The 18031-nt window shown below is 37.9% G+C and carries 16 protein-coding genes; 10 read left to right on the top strand and 6 right to left on the bottom strand.

Annotated elements, in window-relative coordinates:
• Positions 1 to 44: 44 nt before the first annotated feature.
• A complete protein-coding gene (locus HQQ94_RS00780) occupies positions 45 to 836 on the top strand; it encodes a hypothetical protein (protein WP_173292656.1) in 792 nt (263 codons plus the stop codon).
• Between the two features lie 224 nt (positions 837 to 1060).
• Here HQQ94_RS00780 and HQQ94_RS00775 read toward each other — a convergent pair whose 3' ends face one another.
• Both HQQ94_RS00775 and HQQ94_RS00770 read right to left on the bottom strand, forming a co-directional pair.
• Complete coding sequence (locus tag HQQ94_RS00775; protein WP_173292655.1) at positions 1061 to 1693, bottom strand: FlgO family outer membrane protein; 633 nt, start codon at positions 1691 to 1693, stop codon at positions 1061 to 1063.
• Between the two features lie 88 nt (positions 1694 to 1781).
• On the bottom strand, positions 1782 to 2387 hold the full coding sequence (locus tag HQQ94_RS00770) for a FlgO family outer membrane protein (protein ID WP_173292654.1): 606 nt from the start codon (positions 2385 to 2387) through the stop codon (positions 1782 to 1784).
• A 459-nt stretch (positions 2388 to 2846) separates the two neighbouring features.
• Between HQQ94_RS00770 and HQQ94_RS00765 the strand changes: the two genes are divergently transcribed.
• From HQQ94_RS00765 to HQQ94_RS00730, 8 genes are all read left to right on the top strand, one after another.
• A complete protein-coding gene (locus tag HQQ94_RS00765) occupies positions 2847 to 4217 on the top strand; it encodes a UPF0236 family transposase-like protein (protein ID WP_173292653.1) in 1371 nt (456 codons plus the stop codon).
• 94 nt (positions 4218 to 4311) lie between these two features.
• A complete protein-coding gene (locus HQQ94_RS00760; protein WP_173292652.1) occupies positions 4312 to 7980 on the top strand; it encodes an SPOR domain-containing protein in 3669 nt (1222 codons plus the stop codon).
• 73 nt (positions 7981 to 8053) lie between these two features.
• Positions 8054 to 8560: a hypothetical protein gene (locus HQQ94_RS00755; protein WP_173292651.1), complete on the top strand. Its 507-nt coding sequence runs from the start codon at positions 8054 to 8056 to the stop codon at positions 8558 to 8560.
• Positions 8560 to 9906: a hypothetical protein gene (locus HQQ94_RS00750; protein WP_173292650.1), complete on the top strand. Its 1347-nt coding sequence runs from the start codon at positions 8560 to 8562 to the stop codon at positions 9904 to 9906. Before HQQ94_RS00755 ends, HQQ94_RS00750 begins: the two co-directional genes overlap by 1 nt.
• Before the next feature lie 384 nt (positions 9907 to 10290).
• On the top strand, positions 10291 to 10857 hold the full coding sequence (locus tag HQQ94_RS00745; RefSeq protein WP_173292649.1) for a diguanylate cyclase: 567 nt from the start codon (positions 10291 to 10293) through the stop codon (positions 10855 to 10857).
• On the top strand, positions 10854 to 11960 hold the full coding sequence (locus tag HQQ94_RS00740; RefSeq protein ID WP_173292648.1) for a beta-ketoacyl-ACP synthase III: 1107 nt from the start codon (positions 10854 to 10856) through the stop codon (positions 11958 to 11960). Before HQQ94_RS00745 ends, HQQ94_RS00740 begins: the two co-directional genes overlap by 4 nt.
• On the top strand, positions 11961 to 12650 hold the full coding sequence (locus tag HQQ94_RS00735; protein WP_254303969.1) for an iron-containing redox enzyme family protein: 690 nt from the start codon (positions 11961 to 11963) through the stop codon (positions 12648 to 12650).
• Entirely contained in the window at positions 12640 to 13485 is an 846-nt protein-coding gene (locus HQQ94_RS00730) for a DUF6999 family protein (protein WP_173292647.1), read from the top strand. The genes HQQ94_RS00735 and HQQ94_RS00730 overlap by 11 nt, the downstream gene beginning before the upstream one ends.
• A 187-nt stretch (positions 13486 to 13672) precedes the next feature.
• Here HQQ94_RS00730 and HQQ94_RS00725 read toward each other — a convergent pair whose 3' ends face one another.
• The 4 genes from HQQ94_RS00725 to HQQ94_RS00710 all read right to left on the bottom strand — a co-directional run bounded on the left by HQQ94_RS00725 (position 13673) and on the right by HQQ94_RS00710 (position 15690).
• Entirely contained in the window at positions 13673 to 13825 is a 153-nt protein-coding gene (locus tag HQQ94_RS00725) for a hypothetical protein (protein ID WP_173292646.1), read from the bottom strand.
• Between the two features lie 50 nt (positions 13826 to 13875).
• The gene (locus HQQ94_RS00720; RefSeq protein ID WP_173292645.1) at positions 13876 to 14196 is read right to left on the bottom strand and encodes a hypothetical protein; all 321 of its coding nucleotides are present in this window, start codon (positions 14194 to 14196) and stop codon (positions 13876 to 13878) included.
• 106 nt (positions 14197 to 14302) lie between these two features.
• On the bottom strand, positions 14303 to 14671 hold the full coding sequence (locus HQQ94_RS00715; RefSeq protein WP_173292644.1) for a hypothetical protein: 369 nt from the start codon (positions 14669 to 14671) through the stop codon (positions 14303 to 14305).
• A complete protein-coding gene (locus HQQ94_RS00710) occupies positions 14668 to 15690 on the bottom strand; it encodes a pesticin C-terminus-like muramidase (protein ID WP_217273966.1) in 1023 nt (340 codons plus the stop codon). The genes HQQ94_RS00715 and HQQ94_RS00710 overlap by 4 nt, the downstream gene beginning before the upstream one ends.
• Before the next feature lie 481 nt (positions 15691 to 16171).
• Here HQQ94_RS00710 and HQQ94_RS00705 point away from each other — a divergent pair, with 481 nt between their 5' ends.
• On the top strand, positions 16172 to 18016 hold the full coding sequence (locus HQQ94_RS00705; protein WP_254303968.1) for an MrcB family domain-containing protein: 1845 nt from the start codon (positions 16172 to 16174) through the stop codon (positions 18014 to 18016).
• Positions 18017 to 18031 lie beyond the last annotated feature (15 nt).

Below are 18031 nucleotides of genomic sequence, written 5' to 3'. Positions count from 1 at the left end.
GATATGATTAGTCATAAATCATAACAATAATGTTAGGAACTACTATGTTCGGAACAAAACTACACTTGAAGAAAATAGCGACTAAGAGCGGATTATTAACCTTGCTATCTCTATCGATAGTAACAATGGTATCTTTTCACTGCCAAGCAGTGCATCTATCCACCTTTCGAATTTATTTAGATGAGGATAATCGCAACAACTCCTTCATATTATTTAATCGAGATGCTAAGGCAGAAGAGTGTAAACTTTCTCTCGGGCATAATAACTTTGATGACAACGGTGCTATGGTTGAATATAAAGGTCTTACTCCCCCTGAAAACTCGGCCAAAAATTGGGTTCGCTTCTCTCCCAAACGCTTTACCTTAACCTCTGCACACTCACAAACAGTGCGGTTTACCATGCGTAGAAAAGCCAAAGCGCAAGCTGCTGAATACAGATCTTATCTCATTATCGATTGCGGTATAGTACAAGATGAAGAGCAAACCAAACAAGTTAGCATAGCCCCCAGATTGATTCATAGTGTCCCCATTATTGTTCGCGTAGGTAAGCTCGATGCGGAAATCAGTTTTTCAGATTTTGACTTAACAGGCGATGATTTGTCTTTTAAATTATTGCGTAGTGGCACACGTTCAATTTATGGAAATATAGCATTATTTAATAAAAAGACTGGTGAATCAGTGTCTTCTCAATCTGGTTTGTCAATTTACCCGGAAAGCTCTAATACTGAATTTATGCTCCGTACTAAAGGAGTGCCGGTCGAAAATTTAGTTATTAAATTCAGTGAAAACCCAGATTATGGTGGTGACAAAGCAATAGAACAACCGATAGTATTGTGAGGTTATCGCAGCATAATAGTGACACTTTTGGGGCATTCATCATTGCTTGTGGCATGGTATGAAAGCACGGAAGGGGTGAACAAATTTGCATGCCGTCTCGAAACGTTAGATGTCATGAGTCGCGATGAGTGACGAATAAAAATGAGCCAGCATAGATTAACATTTAGCAACTTGCTGGCAGCGAGGTGTTATTGATAATAATCTTTATATTTAAAAGGCTTATATTAGAGTGCTTTACGATAAATCATATTGTCCTTTATTGTGATTTTTTGCTTGTTATATAACGATGGTATTGTAATATAATCCGTTACCGCAGCAATGACTCTTTGATTCTCTAGCTCTATGATACGGGCATTTACCATTAACTTATTGTTATGCTCTGAATAGGTGCCAGTTAAAAAATACTGGGCGTTTATATCACTTGGGAGGTCTTCAATATTTCTAGATAACATCACATCAGCATGGGGTGTAATTTTTATTGTGGATGAAGTTTTAAATTCAACAACACTTAAACCAGCTTGTGTTGCTAACGTGATAAAGCTTTCTTGAATCTGTAAGCCGATGAAATTTTGTTCAGCTAAACTTGAGTTATTGGTTAAATTTATGGGTAAGAAAGTACCTACAGCAACTGATTGAGCTAAGCGAATGTTTTTTGCACTAAAAAAAAGGTTATTAGCTAAATTGGTAACATTTTTATGAATTAACATTTGCTCATTATCACATGTAATAATAGAAGTGTTTTTCTCATCTGTATCCTTGTCGTCATCGGCCCAGAAATGTTCATCGCTATTAAAACTGGTGCATGCACTTAGTAAATTAAGTATAAGAAATGGTAAAAATAAGGTGTTACATTTCATAAAATAGCCTTAAATATATTGTTAGCCTATTCATTACGTATATGCTTCATTATGACTGCACAGCAATCGATAATAAATTGAAGGATAACTAAATTAAATAAAGTGGTAAAAGCTTAGCCGTGGAAGCAACAACTTTTTTACTTTCAATGTCTATAACTCTTGCATAAATCATAATTCCATTGCTTGTTTTTCTCATCGTCCCCTTTAATACATAGCCAATATCGTCATAGCCTGATGATTTTTCTAAATAGGTTAAATAGTCTGTTTGGTAATCAATTGATATATTAGCCCAAAGTAGCTCTGCTGTAGGCAATCCAATGTTTTGCATATCAATAATAAAAGCTTCAGCCAAGTCTATAGCGAAGTTAGGATTAGAGGATCCTATCGCAGATAATGATACAAAAGGAGGAACTACAATTGATTTTGCTATCTTTTTTCTTGATAACTTTTGATGTAAACGATAAACCATTTGCTCAGTGTACTCATTGAGCGTTTGAAAGCTTCTTTCAGATTGAAAGTCATGATACGTTTTCTCAGTGCTCACTGCCATTTCTTGCTCTAGCTCAGCATCAACGCATTTATAAAATTCACCTTTATCATTGGCACATAACCGCGTTGTGTCATCAAGGGTTGCACAACCCGCTGCTAGCAGAGTAACGAACAGTAAGCTATAAGTTTGAAGTGATTTTTTCATGGCTTTTCCATTGTATAAAGGAAATGTTATGTTGTTAACAATCAATGTGTAATCTATGCATTTTATAAGCCAACACTGACTATTAGCTTTAATATAAATAATTTAATGCTAATATTTAAATTAAAAGTCATCTATTTGAATGCTATTAAGTTGATTTTTTTAGTGTTTTACTATCTTTAATAAAGGATAGCTCATTAATTTTACTATTTGTGCAAATGCTAACTTCTAGTCAAAATGTTGACCATTGCAGTTATTTTTTAGATACCGTGTTGACTACGTCACTACCAAGTACGGTAAATATTGCCAATGCGAGTTTGTTCCTCGTGAAAAAAACGGCTTTGAATTTACAATGAAGACTTAAAAGGTTGGCAGAAAAATATAGTTACACGTGTAATTGAATTGTATGCTTAATAGGCTATGCTTTGATTTGATTGAGAGAATTGGATAAGCGAGCCTAATATGAATCTTAGCGTGCGTGTCATTGTTGAAACCATAAATGAGGCTGGCGAGGTAAAATCTCACTCGATCATAAATATTAAACCCGTGATCCCACCTAGCTCTTTAGCTGCTCTAGGGTATCGACAAGCTGAGCAGATAGAAATGCTTCAATATATTCAACAGGCACTCCTTGATGAACAATCGTATTTTCTGCAAGAGGACACTCCAAAGTGCCCACGCTGCAATAATAAAATTACCCGTAATGGTTACGTGAAATCAAACTTTCATGGCGTTTACACAGATCATAAAGTCTCCACCAGAAAGCAAATCTGCCTCAAATGTAAATGGAAAAGTATACCCAGTATCGATTCACTTTTTGGCTGCGCTATTCACCCAGATCTTGCTAGGGTTCAAACTGAAATGGGCGCGAAATACAGTTACCGGGATGCGGAGCATGTACTGGCGTTACTTTCTTCTAAGAAGCGAAGTATTAATAACCATGAGCGGATTAAGAAAACCACTGAATGCATTGGTGAATACCTAAGCTTATTATCACGTAATGATAACATCATCCAACCTCAAGTAGCTGATAACCTGTGTATTCAAGTAGATGGAGGATACGTCAATACTGTTGAAGCTGATAAAAATTGCTTTGAAGTTATGACCGCGGTGATTTTTGATCCAGAATTGATTGATTACGGCGGGGGGAAGCTAAAGCGCAATGGTCCAGTTTCAAGCTTAAGGGGGAGGTTAATCAGTAAACACAGCGCCGCCTCGGCATTGGCTGATCAACAATCTTATCTTAAACAGACAGCTCTTGAGTCAGCCATAAAGCAAGGTATGACCAAAGATACCTCAATCACAGCAATATGTGGTGGTACTGATAATTGTTGGAATGTAATCGATGCGATAGCGCCCCATTGCCATGATGTAACACGGATACTAGATTGGTTTGATATTGTCATGAAATTTGAGAATCTATCACTAAAAAACAAACGATTACGAGAAAAAGCCAAACGCGCTAAATGGCATTTATGGCGAGGGTATCCTGATAGAGCAATCATCCGGCTTGAGGAAATAAAAAATAATCTTAATGAAAAAAATGACCTGCAAAATATAACTAAGCTATTAAGTTATATAAACAATAATCTTGGCTATATTATTGACTACCGACAGCGTCACAAAAATGGGTTGATTTTCACTAGTCAGTTATCAGAATCAACCGTAGAAAGTTTAATTAATCAGCGTTGTCATCGACAACAACATATGAGGTGGTCACGTAAAGGCTTGCATTTTCTACTTCAGGTGAGAGCTTCAATATCCACTAATAATAGCTGGCAAGAACATTGGGAATGCTATGTCAGTAAAGCGATGTCTAAAACGGCAGCATAATAATAAAAATAATGAGATTTCCTTAAATATATTTATTACATATATGCATATTTGTATTTTTAGTAATAAAAAAACAGCTAAGGAGCAGTAAACAATGTCAATGAAATGTCATTCTATTAAACCGCCACTTAAGCTGAAATGTATTCTGTCCCTTATTTTTGTGTTTAGTTTATTTACTTTGCTAGCTAATCAGGCTTTTGCCGAAGTCGCATTCAAAGAAGTTCAGCTAGTAGAAGAAGAGCTTTTATTGCTTGATGTAAAGTTAAATAGTGACTATGTTGCTAGCTCTATTGATGCTTTTCCTCATCAAGATAGAACGTTAATCGCAATAGAGCCATTATTTGATTCTTTAAATATAAATTATCAACTACATACAGACCAACTCATCGTTTGGAAAGAAGATATTAAATACACCCTTCCTCTTAGTAAGTTAGTGACGGGTGACTTTTTAAAACAAATAGCGTCAGCACAAACAGAGTCTCTTTGGGCGAATGATGGTTTTTATCTTTTTATTGACGATAAGACGTTAGCGAACTTTTTTGGCGTCAGTATCGAAGTCAATAAATTTCAATTACGCATACTCATAAAAACTGAAATTTATTTATTCCCTATTCAAAAAGTTGAAATACAAAGGCAGCAACGTATACTGGAAATGTCTGCTGAAGTGAGGGAAACAAAAGAAAAAATTGCTCCAGAAATTACTATTCCTGATCAATATCGCCTCCTAACGGTACCCCATGGTCGTATTAGTGCTTTTCTCGATTTAAAAGACAGCGACCAAAAAAACCTAATGTCAGTACAACTCAACTCTGATTTACTCTACCATTCAGCGGATCTTACCTTAGGTAAAGTTAATAATGACGAACTATCCACTCGTTTAAAGCTAAGTCGTTACAAGACTAAACCTGACGATTACATTCTTGGTGCTTTTGATAAATACAGTTTTGGTGATATCAGTGGTTACAGTAATAACTTAACCACACGAACAAACTCAGGCCTTGGAGCGCAGTTTGACCAAGCGCCAGAGGACTTTCGACGACGAAATCTAGCAATAACAATAGAAGAAACAGCTCCTCCAGGTTGGGAAGCTGAATTATTTCACAATAACCGTTTTATTTCTGTAGCAACAGTACCTGATAACGGTTTACTCATCCTTAATGATGTGTTGACTGAATATGGCAATAACTACTATCAAATAAAGCTTTATGGTCCTTACGGTGAAACTGAAATCATTGAAAAGTATGTTGATCTTACTAAAAATGCATTAAGTAAAGGAGGCATGGCTTACAACCTATATGCCTTAGATCGGAATCATCGCCTTATTGATGATGATAGTAACCTTGATAGGGGGCTAACGGATTTTGGTGGTACTTTTGATTATGGTATTTCAGACGGTTGGCAACTTGGCTTCGGTATTGCAAATATTGACTATCCCTTTGACGGTAAGCAACAACTTTTCAGTATGAAAAATGCTTTTACTTTCCCAGGTTATTTAGTCGAAAATGATCTGTCATTTAATCAAGATTTAAATTATGCACAGCTTACCAGTATTACAGGTAATATCTTTAACAAGGAACGTTTTACTTTTTCTTACGAGTCTGCTGATGACTATGAAAGTGCAAGATTGAATGCTAAAAATTCCCATGTTGATATTTTTAATGCCAGTATTTCGGGGTCTCTAGCGACTTGGAGTTATGGCATATCGAGTTTTTATTATACTAAAGAAAAGACCAATAACTGGTATATACGTAATAATTTTTCCCGTAGCTTTGGCCAACTGTATTTTACTAATACTTTTAATTACTCTAACTTCGAAACGGAATTGTTGAATACAGTCGATCCTAATAAACCCAATGAAAACATGATACTTAAAGGTGACTCACTGCAAGGCAGTATTAATTTAAGTGGTAGAATATGGGATGATGTTCGCTTGAGCAGTAGCCTTAATTACGATCCTAAAGCAGATGACATTATTCTTAATAGCTCAACCATGACATTAGAATGGAGCCCTATGTTTTATGGTATTAATAATTATTTTACGGCACGCTATCGCCCCTTAAGCGAGGGGGATAATAATTGGCAGTTTAGTTACCGAACCACATGGAACGCAGAGCAGTTTGAATTAAGTCTTGGCACACTTTACAATGCGGATCAGACATGGAACTTTAATCTCGGCATTCGTTTCTTTTTAGGTTATGACTATCATAATAACCGACTATTATTTCGCAATAAAACCTCTAGTCAATCAGCAACACTAGACACACATAGTTATCTAGATCGTCAAGCAAATGGTATACCTGATCCACTTGATTATAACTTATCTGAAGTGGAATTTATTGGTAGTCCTGAATGGCAAGGAATAAAAAGTGGCAATGAAGGCCGTGCTATTTTACCTGGCGTACCTACAGGTGGTGAGTTTAGATTTGGTGCTTCATGGAAAGAAGGTTCGCATACCGTCAATAATAATTATGTAGGATACACTCATCCTGGAGCTTATGTTGAAGTTAACATGCCATTTAATCTGACAACTGAAATTTTCGGTTTTGTCCAAAGGGCAGGTAATGACATACCACTCAAGCAAGTAAAAATTGAGCTATATAGCCAAAATGGTTCAGTTATCACGACTAAAACAGATATTGATGGTTACTATGAGTTTCTTAATTTGGGTCCAGAACAATACCAACTAACAATATCAAAAGATTACCTCAGGGAAAAAGGGTTAACAGCAGATATTATTGGCTATCGTTTTACGTCACCTAAAGCGGGTGGCTTCATAGAGCTAAGTACTTTAGTGTTAAAACGAAGCGATAGTGAAAAAGACATTGCGGCAGAAACTATCGTTGACTTTAACTTAACAGAAGATAATTCCGAAGTGATTATTTGGGACGATGATGAAAAAATTCGCCGTGAGTATTTTAATTTTCCCCCAAAAGGAAAATCAGTGACTAAACACTCATTAACGCCTGAAGATAAAAGCATTGAAAATGATGCTATCAAAAACAGCATCCTTAAAGGTAGTGTTTCTGATGTAAGTGTTAAGCATATAGGTGAACAAAAACAACAGTTAGAAACTGATTTGAATGAATTGAAAATAGTGAACGCCATAAAAAATAATCAAGACTTACTACCGTCAATATCATTTGCTAATCAGCCTCGAGAAAAAACGGTTGCAACCAATATAGCAAGAGTTGAAAAAGATGTCAGTGCACAAGTGGCTGTAAAGTCAGGAGAAAACAATATTTACACCCTACAGTTAGGCGTATTTAGTACTAAAGCTGCCGCGGATATAACCGCTTCAAAATATACTCACTTAGCACAAGCGTCTTACGTGATAAAAAGCATAATAAATAACCTCCCTGTTTATAAAGTAATGTTAGGCGATTTCGATAAAAAAGAACAAGCTCTTAGCTTTGCGAAGGCAAACTTCGCAGCAAATCAAGATTATTATCTGAAAAAAATCAGCAACCAAGGTGACAATGCCAACCAACAAGAAAAATATACCAATAACCAAATGAGGGCAGGTTGGGTTATTCAGTATTATGCTGGAAACTCCCCTGATTTCCAAACAAATGCAGCACAAAGGCTTAATGTAAAATCACTCTTTGCTTCCACCAAGAAATCGACAGATAAAGGTACGCTTTACTGCTTAATTAGTGAGGTTTTTGCCAGTAAGAAAGCGGCAATATTAGCAAAAGATAGATTAAATATTGACGGTTGGGTAACGTCTTCTTCACCATTTACCAATGTAGAAAAACTGTATTAAATGCGGTGAGTTCTATAGAAGAATAGTTACCTGAGAAATGATAAATCTCTTTATCCCGACAAAAGGTTATTAAATGAAACATAGTATGACTTACCACCGACTTGCTTTGATATCTCTATTCTTATCGACAAGCTTTAGTTGCTATGCCCTAACGCCTTCTTTTCATGTCAATAAAGAAATATCTTTCGGTTTAGTACTTTTCATTGCAGGTAATTGCACGATGAGTCATGAAACCGGTGCAATAACAGTGAGCAATCCATCGAAGATGTGTGGTGCTTATGGCGGTGGTATACGAGGTCATTACACCATTATAGCCAACCCAAACAAGCAGATCCGCTTTAAAATGGATCAACGTGATAATGAAGGTGATGGTTTTCTTTATATTCCAGCTGGAGAATCAGTTAGTGACTTTGAAACCGTTGTTATTATCCCTAACACGATCCAACAAATAGACAGTGGTAGTTCAGGCATCGTCAATATGTATCTCGGAGGGCAATTACTCATTGTTTCACCAACAACACCTAGCACAAGTGTTACCTTTACAAAAGTAGCAGGTATCGAATGGAGTGAGCTACCCTAATGATAAATAATTTTAGGATCATCATTGACACATTAACTCGTTGCTACTTATTCACCTTTATTGGTCTCCCTTGTTTAATATTATTAACGGCTTGTCAAAGTTCAATCGATCAAGCTCAACAAGGTCATAAATATACGGTAGACAAATGGTTGGCATTGATGCAGTACGGCGAAAGCACCCTACCAGAATATGGCATTACTATTAGTGCGAAATTATCCCAGTTACCGATGGAAAATATTCATGCTCCTTTAAGTTATCAGCTAAAAAACATTAAACTTGATAACGAAAAAAACGTTAATAAAATTAATTTGTTATCGCCTTGGTTTAACAATAAATATATTTGTAGTCCAGTTTGCTCACAATTAACAGAATATAAAAGCAAAACCAATCGTGGTAATCGCACCTTGCTTAATTACTATTTTGAAGAGTATAAATATGATTTTTATGACTTTTATGTTCAAGTCTATCAAGTAAATAACCAACTAGCTCAGCTAAAAAAAATACAACCTTCGTTAGTTAAAGACTATCTGCTTTATCTCGTTGACCAACAAGCCCCACAAAGCTCTCTAGTGGCTTTTATTGAGCTACTTAAGCAGTCTCTTTCTCCACAAGCATACCAAGAGTACCTACAAGATCCGAAGTTGCTAGTGGGTGAATATCAGCCATTAAACGAGGGCTTACCGGATATGCAGGCCTATAAACAAACCGTTAAAGAACGAGATTTTTGGCAAGATGCGGCACAAGGTAATTCAGAAAATGTAGGGTGGAGAAAAGTGGCTGATAATAATATAGAGGATCTAACATGGCAAAAAGTGGCTGATGGCAACATAGAGGGTCTAACATGGAAAAAAGTGGCTGATGGCAACATAGAGGGCCTAACATGGAAAAAAGTGGCTGATAGCAATATTGAGGATCTAACATGGAAAAAAAAAGCCGAAGACAAGGGTAACCAGATGCCAAATGACCAGGTTAAACAAACCGAGAAAACAGATAGCATCCCGTCACGTGAACAATGGATATCTAGTAAAAACAATCCATTAGAGGTCGGGGAGCTTGCATGTTCATATCAAGAAAATATGTTTGGTAAGGTGATTGCTGTTAGTACCAGTAATAGTACAAGCACAAGCACTGTAGATGATATAGAGAGTAATAAGCAGGAAATAGAGGCAAGTAATAGTGTGACGTTAAGTTTATTTGGTCAAGCTAAGCAGGTAGAAGATGGTGTTACTAGCAGCCATGTAAGTGGCTATTTATTTAATACCAGTCAGCAAGCAGTCAGTTTTAAGCCGATTAAAGGTACTAAAACTTTTTCAGCAGATGATATTGGTCGATGCCTATTTCAATAATACAGCCTAATGGAGGAATAATCGTAGGATGTGATAAGCCAAGATTAATAATGAAAACATTAGGTGATTTTCCATGTACTGGGTAATACCGACTGGAACAAGCCTTCGAGATTTTCGCTACGCGCTTAAACTAATGAAAGTGTAATTGATTGGTATGCGTCTTTAAGTGCTTGTGAATATCGAGCTGTTTAGCTCTCTATTTACCGTTCTCTAGACTGAATTCATGAATGATTTTAAGGGGGGGCAACAATCCTGAGACAGGGGGAAGGTACAAAATTATTTAAAATCAATTCATTAGAATGCCTTGAAGCTTACCTTACAAATACTTCTAAGGATGTTAGTATATCCAATTATTTAGGAATAAAGAATAGAGCTAATATTGGCATGGATACGTCACAATTATTGATTAACTTTTTGCTGTTCATGCTACTGCCAATCTGGGGTATCGCAGGATTAGCGGATTGGCTTTGTCACAGAGCCACAAAAATAGAACACACCTCGGGGGTTAAAGAGACGCTCATGCATTCATTAATGGGCATTCAAATTGCGATCCCTATGGTGTTATGTCTTCTATATACCGTCAATGTATTGATTTTAATCATCTGCTTTTTAACTTGGATGCTGCACGAAGTTGTTGCTCACGCGGATGTCAGCTTTGCGGCCCCAAAACGAGAAATATCAATTTGGGAGATGCATGCCCATAACTATCTCGGAACGCTTCCTATGTATATGTTGATCACTATTATTATTATAAATTGGCCGCAATTCATCAATCTTATCAGCTTGAATTGGCAAGATAATATGTCTCTAATTGCTGTGGATACACCACATGGTGGCAGTGGGTATTTGCTGATCTATTTAAGCTTTATGTCTGTCGTTTGTGTATTTCCTTATATCGAAGAAAATATTCGATGTATTCGAGTCGCCATAAGAAAGGAATCAATAAATTGAGCGTCTATATTAACAGTACAGGGCATTATCTACCTGGCCCCCCAATAGATAATGACGAGATAGAAAATATCTTAGGGTTAGTGAATGGTAAAAAAAGCCGATTGAAGCATAAAATATTGCAATCCAACGGAATAAAAACACGTCATTACGCTATCAATCAGCAACAAGAAACTCAAATTACTAACAGTGAAATGGCCGCCAATGCGGGGCTACGCTGTTTGGATGCAAGCTATATATCCTCCACTCAAGTGGAGATGCTTAGCGTCGCGACGAGCCAAGGTGATTTGGTGCTGCCAGGTTTTGGTAGCATGGTACAAGCTGAATTAGATATCCCTTCGGTTCAGCTGAACACTAGCCATGGGATCTGCTCCAGCAGCATGATGGCACTTAAAGCAGCCTATACAAATATTAAGGCGCAGGAGTCTACTAATGCCTTAGTGATCGCCAGTGAATTGGCGTCTCGATTGTTTAAACATACTCGTTATGAGCAAGTTGAAGGTAATGAAATCGATTTTAATGCTGAGTTTTTACGTTGGATGTTGTCCGATGGTGCTGGGGCTTTATTACTTGAAAACCGACCAAGAAAGACGGGCAAAAGTTTACGAATAGATTGGATAAAAAGCTTTTCCCATGCCGATGTCTATCCGGTTTGTATGTCGGTGGGGATGCCAAAAAATGACACTAAGAGCTGGCAAGATTTTCCGACCTACAGCGACGCCGAGAAAGCGGGGGCATTATTGCTACGTCAAGATGTTCGTCTACTTGATAACATCGTTTCCGTTGGTGTAAATGGCTTCTTGCAGCTGTTGAAAGATGAGATGTTCAAGGTCGCAGAAATAAACCATGTGTTATGTCATTTTTCATCTGCCTATTTCAAAAGTAAAATCGTCGAGATGCTTGAGGTTGCCGGAGTGCGCATTCCGCAAGAGAAGTGGTACACCAATTTGTATGAACGAGGTAACACGGGCTGTGCCTCTATTTTTATCATGTTGAATGAATTTCTCGCTACACACTCCTTGTCAGTAGGCGAAACGTTGTTTTGTATGGTACCAGAGAGTGGCCGATTTAATTGTGCCTACATGCATTTAACTGTCGTGGAGTAGATGATGACAGAACATATTTTAACACCCTCGGGCCAAGCGTGTTTACAATCCCTTCTCAAGATCTGGTTTGATTTTGATCTGGCGTTATCTAAGGCCCCCATCGTAAAACGTTTAGAGCAGCGTCGGCTCAGTCATGAAGATTATCAAAAACTGCTTGTGAATTTACGTCAGCAAGTCATTGAAGGCTCCCGCTGGATCACTCGCTGTGCATCGAGCTTTAATCGAGACTATGCAGATGTTCGCTCAACGGTGATAGGCCATGCTAAGGATGAACATAAGGATTTTCTTTTGCTAGAAAGTGATTATGTCGCCACTGGCGGCAATGTGAGCGTGATTCAAAATACAAGTAAGAATATAGGTTCAGAAGCGTTACATGGATTTTTAATGTATCGCGCTAGTCAAGAAAATCCGATCGATCTCATTGGTGCCATGTGGATCATTGAAGGCTTGGGTAACAAGATGTCGAGCAAATGGGCAGCATTAGTAGAGGAGCAACTTGAGTTACCGAGCACAGCCACGCAATTTATGCGTTATCACGGTGAGAATGATGAACATCATATGGAGGAGTTGTATCAGCTGGTGGATCGCGTGGCGGTTGATGCTGCTGCGATAAAATCGATAGAGCGTACCGCCGAGGTCGTTGCCAGGCTTTACATTCTGCAGTTGGAGGAGGTTGATCATGTCCAATAGAGAGCAAAGCGCGTTTATACGTGCCCTTGCCAACGACAATTCATTACCGATAGAAAAAGCCGCCGTTGATTTGTGGGTCAAAGATCTCGATAACCCATTTCGATGGACATTGAGACCGATATTGCAGTGCCTGTTTGCTATCTTGTTACATCTTATCTGGTTTTTTAAGCGACTTCCGCTGCCGCAGTTTAACTGTCATGGTTTATTGCAAAAAATGATCTGCTGGTTCTGCAAGCATCTAGTGTCACCAGAGGCGAATCTATTAATCTTGCGTCACTTTTCAACCGAATCTAATGTGCTTAATTTCCTAGCCGAAAATACCGGTAAAGATGTGGTCGTGGATCTGTATCCAAAGCGTATTGACGATATGTTACGGGATACTTTTATTAAGCATGACCAAGAGCTTTTTGAGGCTTTCTTCCAATTTGGGGATGTAAAAGATGCACTGCAAGTGGCACATAAATCGTTGACATGGGAGCATTGGGAAAAGCTGGATATGGCATCGTTTGAGTTGGCGCGAAAGAAAACTCAAGTGATTGATTTCGAAACCTCTCACGCACTATTCATGTGTCTGTTTTGCTTCTTGCTAACACGAGACGAATACCGAGATGCGATAAACGGCTTTAACTTAGATCAGTCTATTGCGATCCGTATTGGCCGGATTATAGATAAACCTGAAATTGTTGAGATGGCATACAACAAATATCCTCACTATTTAGTTGGCCCTTGGAATTTAAGTCAGCGATTTCTGATGCATGGTTTTTTTACCGAGTACCTTTATGCAGAGCTGGAAGCCATACGCAATGAAAGTTCACTATCTGAAATCTTCGAATGAAGGCTGATCACATTTTCTAAAAGTAAATATAGGCAGGCATAGTTGACCACTTCAAGTTAACCTGAGATCGGGTTAAGCTGCGCCGCTTAATATCGACAAAAATGTTGGCATTAAGCAAGCGGATGGGTGAATAACAATCAGATGGAATTTAACTTGTTGATTTACCGAGCCTGCTGAGGGGCATTTATCACTCGCCAATGACGCGCGCAGGGCGCCTGCATGTTAACCACGGCAAGCGGTCTGCTGAAATAGGATTGGCGTCTTGAGCGACACGATTAAATATCGCTCCAACTTCCGCAGCAGAGCGACTACCAATGTCTACACCTCGGCCAAAGGTCACATCAGAGTTACCGATAACCGAGTCATTATTGTTGTAAAGTTTACTTGTATTTACCCATATGGTTTGTCACAACTTATCTTGTTTTCATCAATAAAAATCCGACAATTCATTGAATACCATAGAGTATCATAAGAAAATGTTACAGCGTCTCTTACTGCATTTTGTAAAGTCACGTAAAAGCCCATTTTATCACTGTTAGATAAATCTTCGCCTTTATTAACAAAACAATGCTCAGTGTGTTTACCTTTGTAAATGATATTAATACAAGGTTTTTTTATCGGAACATACGCAATTGTGATTCCCGTTATGGCATTTTGATTATCATAAGACTTAACTAACGTCCTTAACTCATCGCTTGGTGGAACTTTCACCTCTACTTCTGCATACGATACGCAAGAGAATAAAATAGCATACAAAAATAAAAAATTAATCCGATAAGTATGCCGTTTTAGGATGGTTTTTTTTAACATCTAATTATTATTTTTTCCCGGTAGGTTTGCAGGTGATTTTTTTATCGTAAATATCTATTTCACAAAACTGTTCATTCCATGGAGCTGCAGCAATAAATTCTACACTCTCACCGATTATGGTTAATCTAGTAGCGTAAACACTCGGAGCTTCAGACTCCAGATCAAAACCAGCGTCTCCCAATTTACAGTAGCGAGTTTTCTCACCCTTTCCTATTTTTTCAATTATGATACACGGATCATTTTTTAAAATATAAACCAGTGTGTCCTCTTTTTTGGTATCTAAACTGTAATCTGAATAATAGAACCTATAATCATCAATTGAAGCAGCATAGATTGATGTTGATAACATTGCACCTAATAACATAATTAATTTCATTCTATTGCCTTATATCTTTTTAAATAACGATTATCGTCAACGCCATATGATTGAACCCAATACTTCCCTCGCATAACACGATAAAAATCAGATTGTTCACCCGAAAGCCCTTGGGTTTGATCCTGAACCAAGGCAGGGACAATCAACTTTCTTGTTGAGCCGTATTTACCATCAAATCCAACGTTATCCCCCCTATAAGTCAGATCAACTAACACATCTTTAACCTTTTGGCTTAAAGAGTCATAATTAACTACCCCATACTCATCAGCAACAGTTTGTTTGGTTAATAGACGTTTCGTGGTTTTTTCATATTCAGAGTAAATATCTAAAAATAAAAAGTGTTGTTGTTTTCTAGTTAACTGCTGTTCTGATTTCTGCACTTGACTGTCTAGTGTTAGATAGTGATCGTAAGCATGCTGTTTTTTCTTACCCGCTCCAGATTTTAACCACTGTAAAAGGTCTGCTGAAATAGGATTAGCGTCTTGAGCGACACGATTAAATATAGCTTCAACTTCCGCAGCGGAGCGACTACCTATGTCTAAGCCTCGGCCAATAGTTACACCAGAGCTGCCGATAACCAGACTCTTATTATTCGGCACATGCACTTTACGCGAAAAAAACATGCTTCCATCGGTATCATTTCCTTCAGCATCAAACGTTAGTTGGCCACGAGGCACTTTAAGCCACTGAGTCTCCATTTCATCATTTGCCGTTATTTTGTTAGCGGCAATGGCTGCGGAAAGTGCAGCTTCACTTTCTGCGGCAATAGCAGCAGAAAGGATAACCAGACTTGCTACCTTTTGTTCAGCCAGTATTTTTTCTCTATGTGCAGCATATCGGCCCTGATTCTCCTGTACATGTATTCGCGTTTCCTCTGACTCTTTATAAAGCGCTAAACGTTGTCTGTGAATACGCTCTTTTTGTGTCAACTTAGGCGGCTCTTCCCATGCTGGCCTAGGCTTGATAAATGGATTACACGCAGAGCAACCACATTTGTTCGCTCCCCCTAATTTTGCCATCATTCTTCCTTGATTAATTTCTTGACTAATTTCTTGATTAATTCCATTACTAACTCCTTGCTCCTTGACTAATCCCTTAAATAGCGCTCGAACAGAATAGTGTCTTTTTTCAATGAAAATAGCCAGTTATTGTGCGATAGACATGATCCATGTGTGCACTAAAACTAACTAAGGCGAGTTGAGGGTTGGGTTGAGGATTTCTCTGAGAGGAGCAAACAGTAGCAGATTATTGTTTTATTGTTTAGCAAAAGTAAACAATTTAGCCAATTTTGATAAGATTGGTAACCAAGCCAATCTTCCAGACACAAGGACTTCCCCGTGATCTTCCCGTAGAAGTGGGAAATCATTTGCCCAAGATAAGCCAAAGCAAAACCCAAGACAGAACAAGATATATACTTTTCAAAAACTTATAGCTTTAGTCAATTAATTGAAAGGTGTAGAATACTTTCTTTAGTGAATATATTGAAACATTAAAGGGTCTATGATGTCATCACTCAATGCTTTACTAACTGAAATTGCAAAAGGTTGGCCAAAAGCTAGAGATGAAAAATTTAAAAATCACCCTTTAGCAAATAAATTAAGAAATGATTTAAAAGAAAAAATAACATCAATAATTTCAGCTAAATTTCCAAATTTAACTATAAAAGCGAGTGCTGGTTCTGGTTATTGGGCAAATGTCCCTTGGTTATCTCTTTTGAATCCAGAAATAACAAAATCAACACAATCAGGTGTTTACCCTGTTTATTTATTTAGAGGGGATGGCTCAGGAATATATTTATCACTTTGTTTTGGCACAACAGACTTAGAATCCCAACATGGTAAATTAGAAGCTAAAAACCAAGCAGAAATAATGAAATGTAATCTTATAAATTATATTCCAGAATTAAATCAATGGAATGATGTCATTGATATAAAATCTACGACTGACCTTGGTAAATCCTATGCATGGGCTACGGCTGGTGCAAAATTTTACGACTCAACTTCAATGCCATCAGATGAACAATTAATTATTGATTTGATAGAAATTCTAAATATTTACAGCAAAGTGAAAATAACATCGAAAGAATTAAAAAAACAAATAGATAAACCATCTTACAGCACTCAAATGTCTAAACCCTTCCTTCTCCTCGCGGGTATTTCGGGCACAGGTAAAACGCGTTTTGTGCGTGAACAAGCGAGGTCTTCCGGCTCATTAAGTGAAACCTACTGCTTAACCTCGGTACGCCCAGATTGGCATGATCCAAGTGATTTATTGGGCTATGTCTCTCGCCTAAAAGATAGCACTGAATATGTTAGCACAGATGTCGTGGAGTTTATCGCTAGCGCATGGCGTGCCATTATTGACAGTGAGTTAACTGTGGAAGAGGAACTAGACGAACAAGATCACACTAGATTAGTGGTGAGTGGTGATATTGATACTTTACATAATATTAACCCTTATTGGCTCTGTTTAGATGAAATGAACCTAGCGCCTGTTGAGCAATATTTTGCCGATTACCTTTCAGTTATAGAAACCCGAAGATGGCAATGGACTGGTGATGATTTTACCTATGGCAGTGATGCACTGTTAAGTGCATCGACTATCAATCATTGTGACTATTCTGTCCAATTGCGTAAGCAGCTTGGGTTTGAGGATGTAAAATACGACAACATTTGGCAGCTGTTTAGTCAGCATGGTATCAGTATTCCCTTTAACTTAATTGTGGCTGGTACGGTGAATATGGATGAAACGACCCATGGATTTTCCCGTAAAGTGATTGACCGGGCACTGAGTTTTGATTTTGGCGAGTTTTTCCCAAATGATATTGATGATTTTTTTGAATCCACCAAGGTTGCCAAGTCATTAAGTTACCCTATTTATAGCCAAGCTACATTGGAGCAATTTGAGAATGTGCAAGCGGATAATAATGCGCAAAAAACCACAGCATTCTTTAAAGCGATAAATGACGTGTTGAAAGGAACTGCATTTGAGCTGGCATTTCGGGCTTTTAACGAGCTGTGTTTAGCAGTGATTAGTTTTGCACCAAAGACTGAACAAGAGTTACAGGCTGTATTTGATGACTTTTTAATGTGTAAGGTGTTGCCACGCATTGAGGGAGATGAAGATAAGCTGGCAACTAATAGTGAAAGTAACCTACTTGAGCAACTTGTACCTGTATTAGAGAGCGAACTTAAGGATATTTGGCAACGTCAGCGCCCTGATCTATTACGAGCATATAATGACCATACCAATGAAAAAGTGGTTGAGACAGACTGCCGCTCATATAAAAAGATTGAAGCGATGACAGCTCAGTTAGCGTCTGGTTTTACTTCATTCTGGCCATAATGGCGTTGTAGGAAT

Origin of the sequence: Shewanella sp. VB17 (assembly GCF_013248905.1) — a bacterium.
Taxonomy (GTDB): Bacteria; Pseudomonadota; Gammaproteobacteria; order Enterobacterales; family Shewanellaceae; genus Shewanella.
The sequence above is the reverse complement of the archived record's forward strand: the minus strand, read 5'-3'. Positions and strand labels throughout refer to the sequence as shown.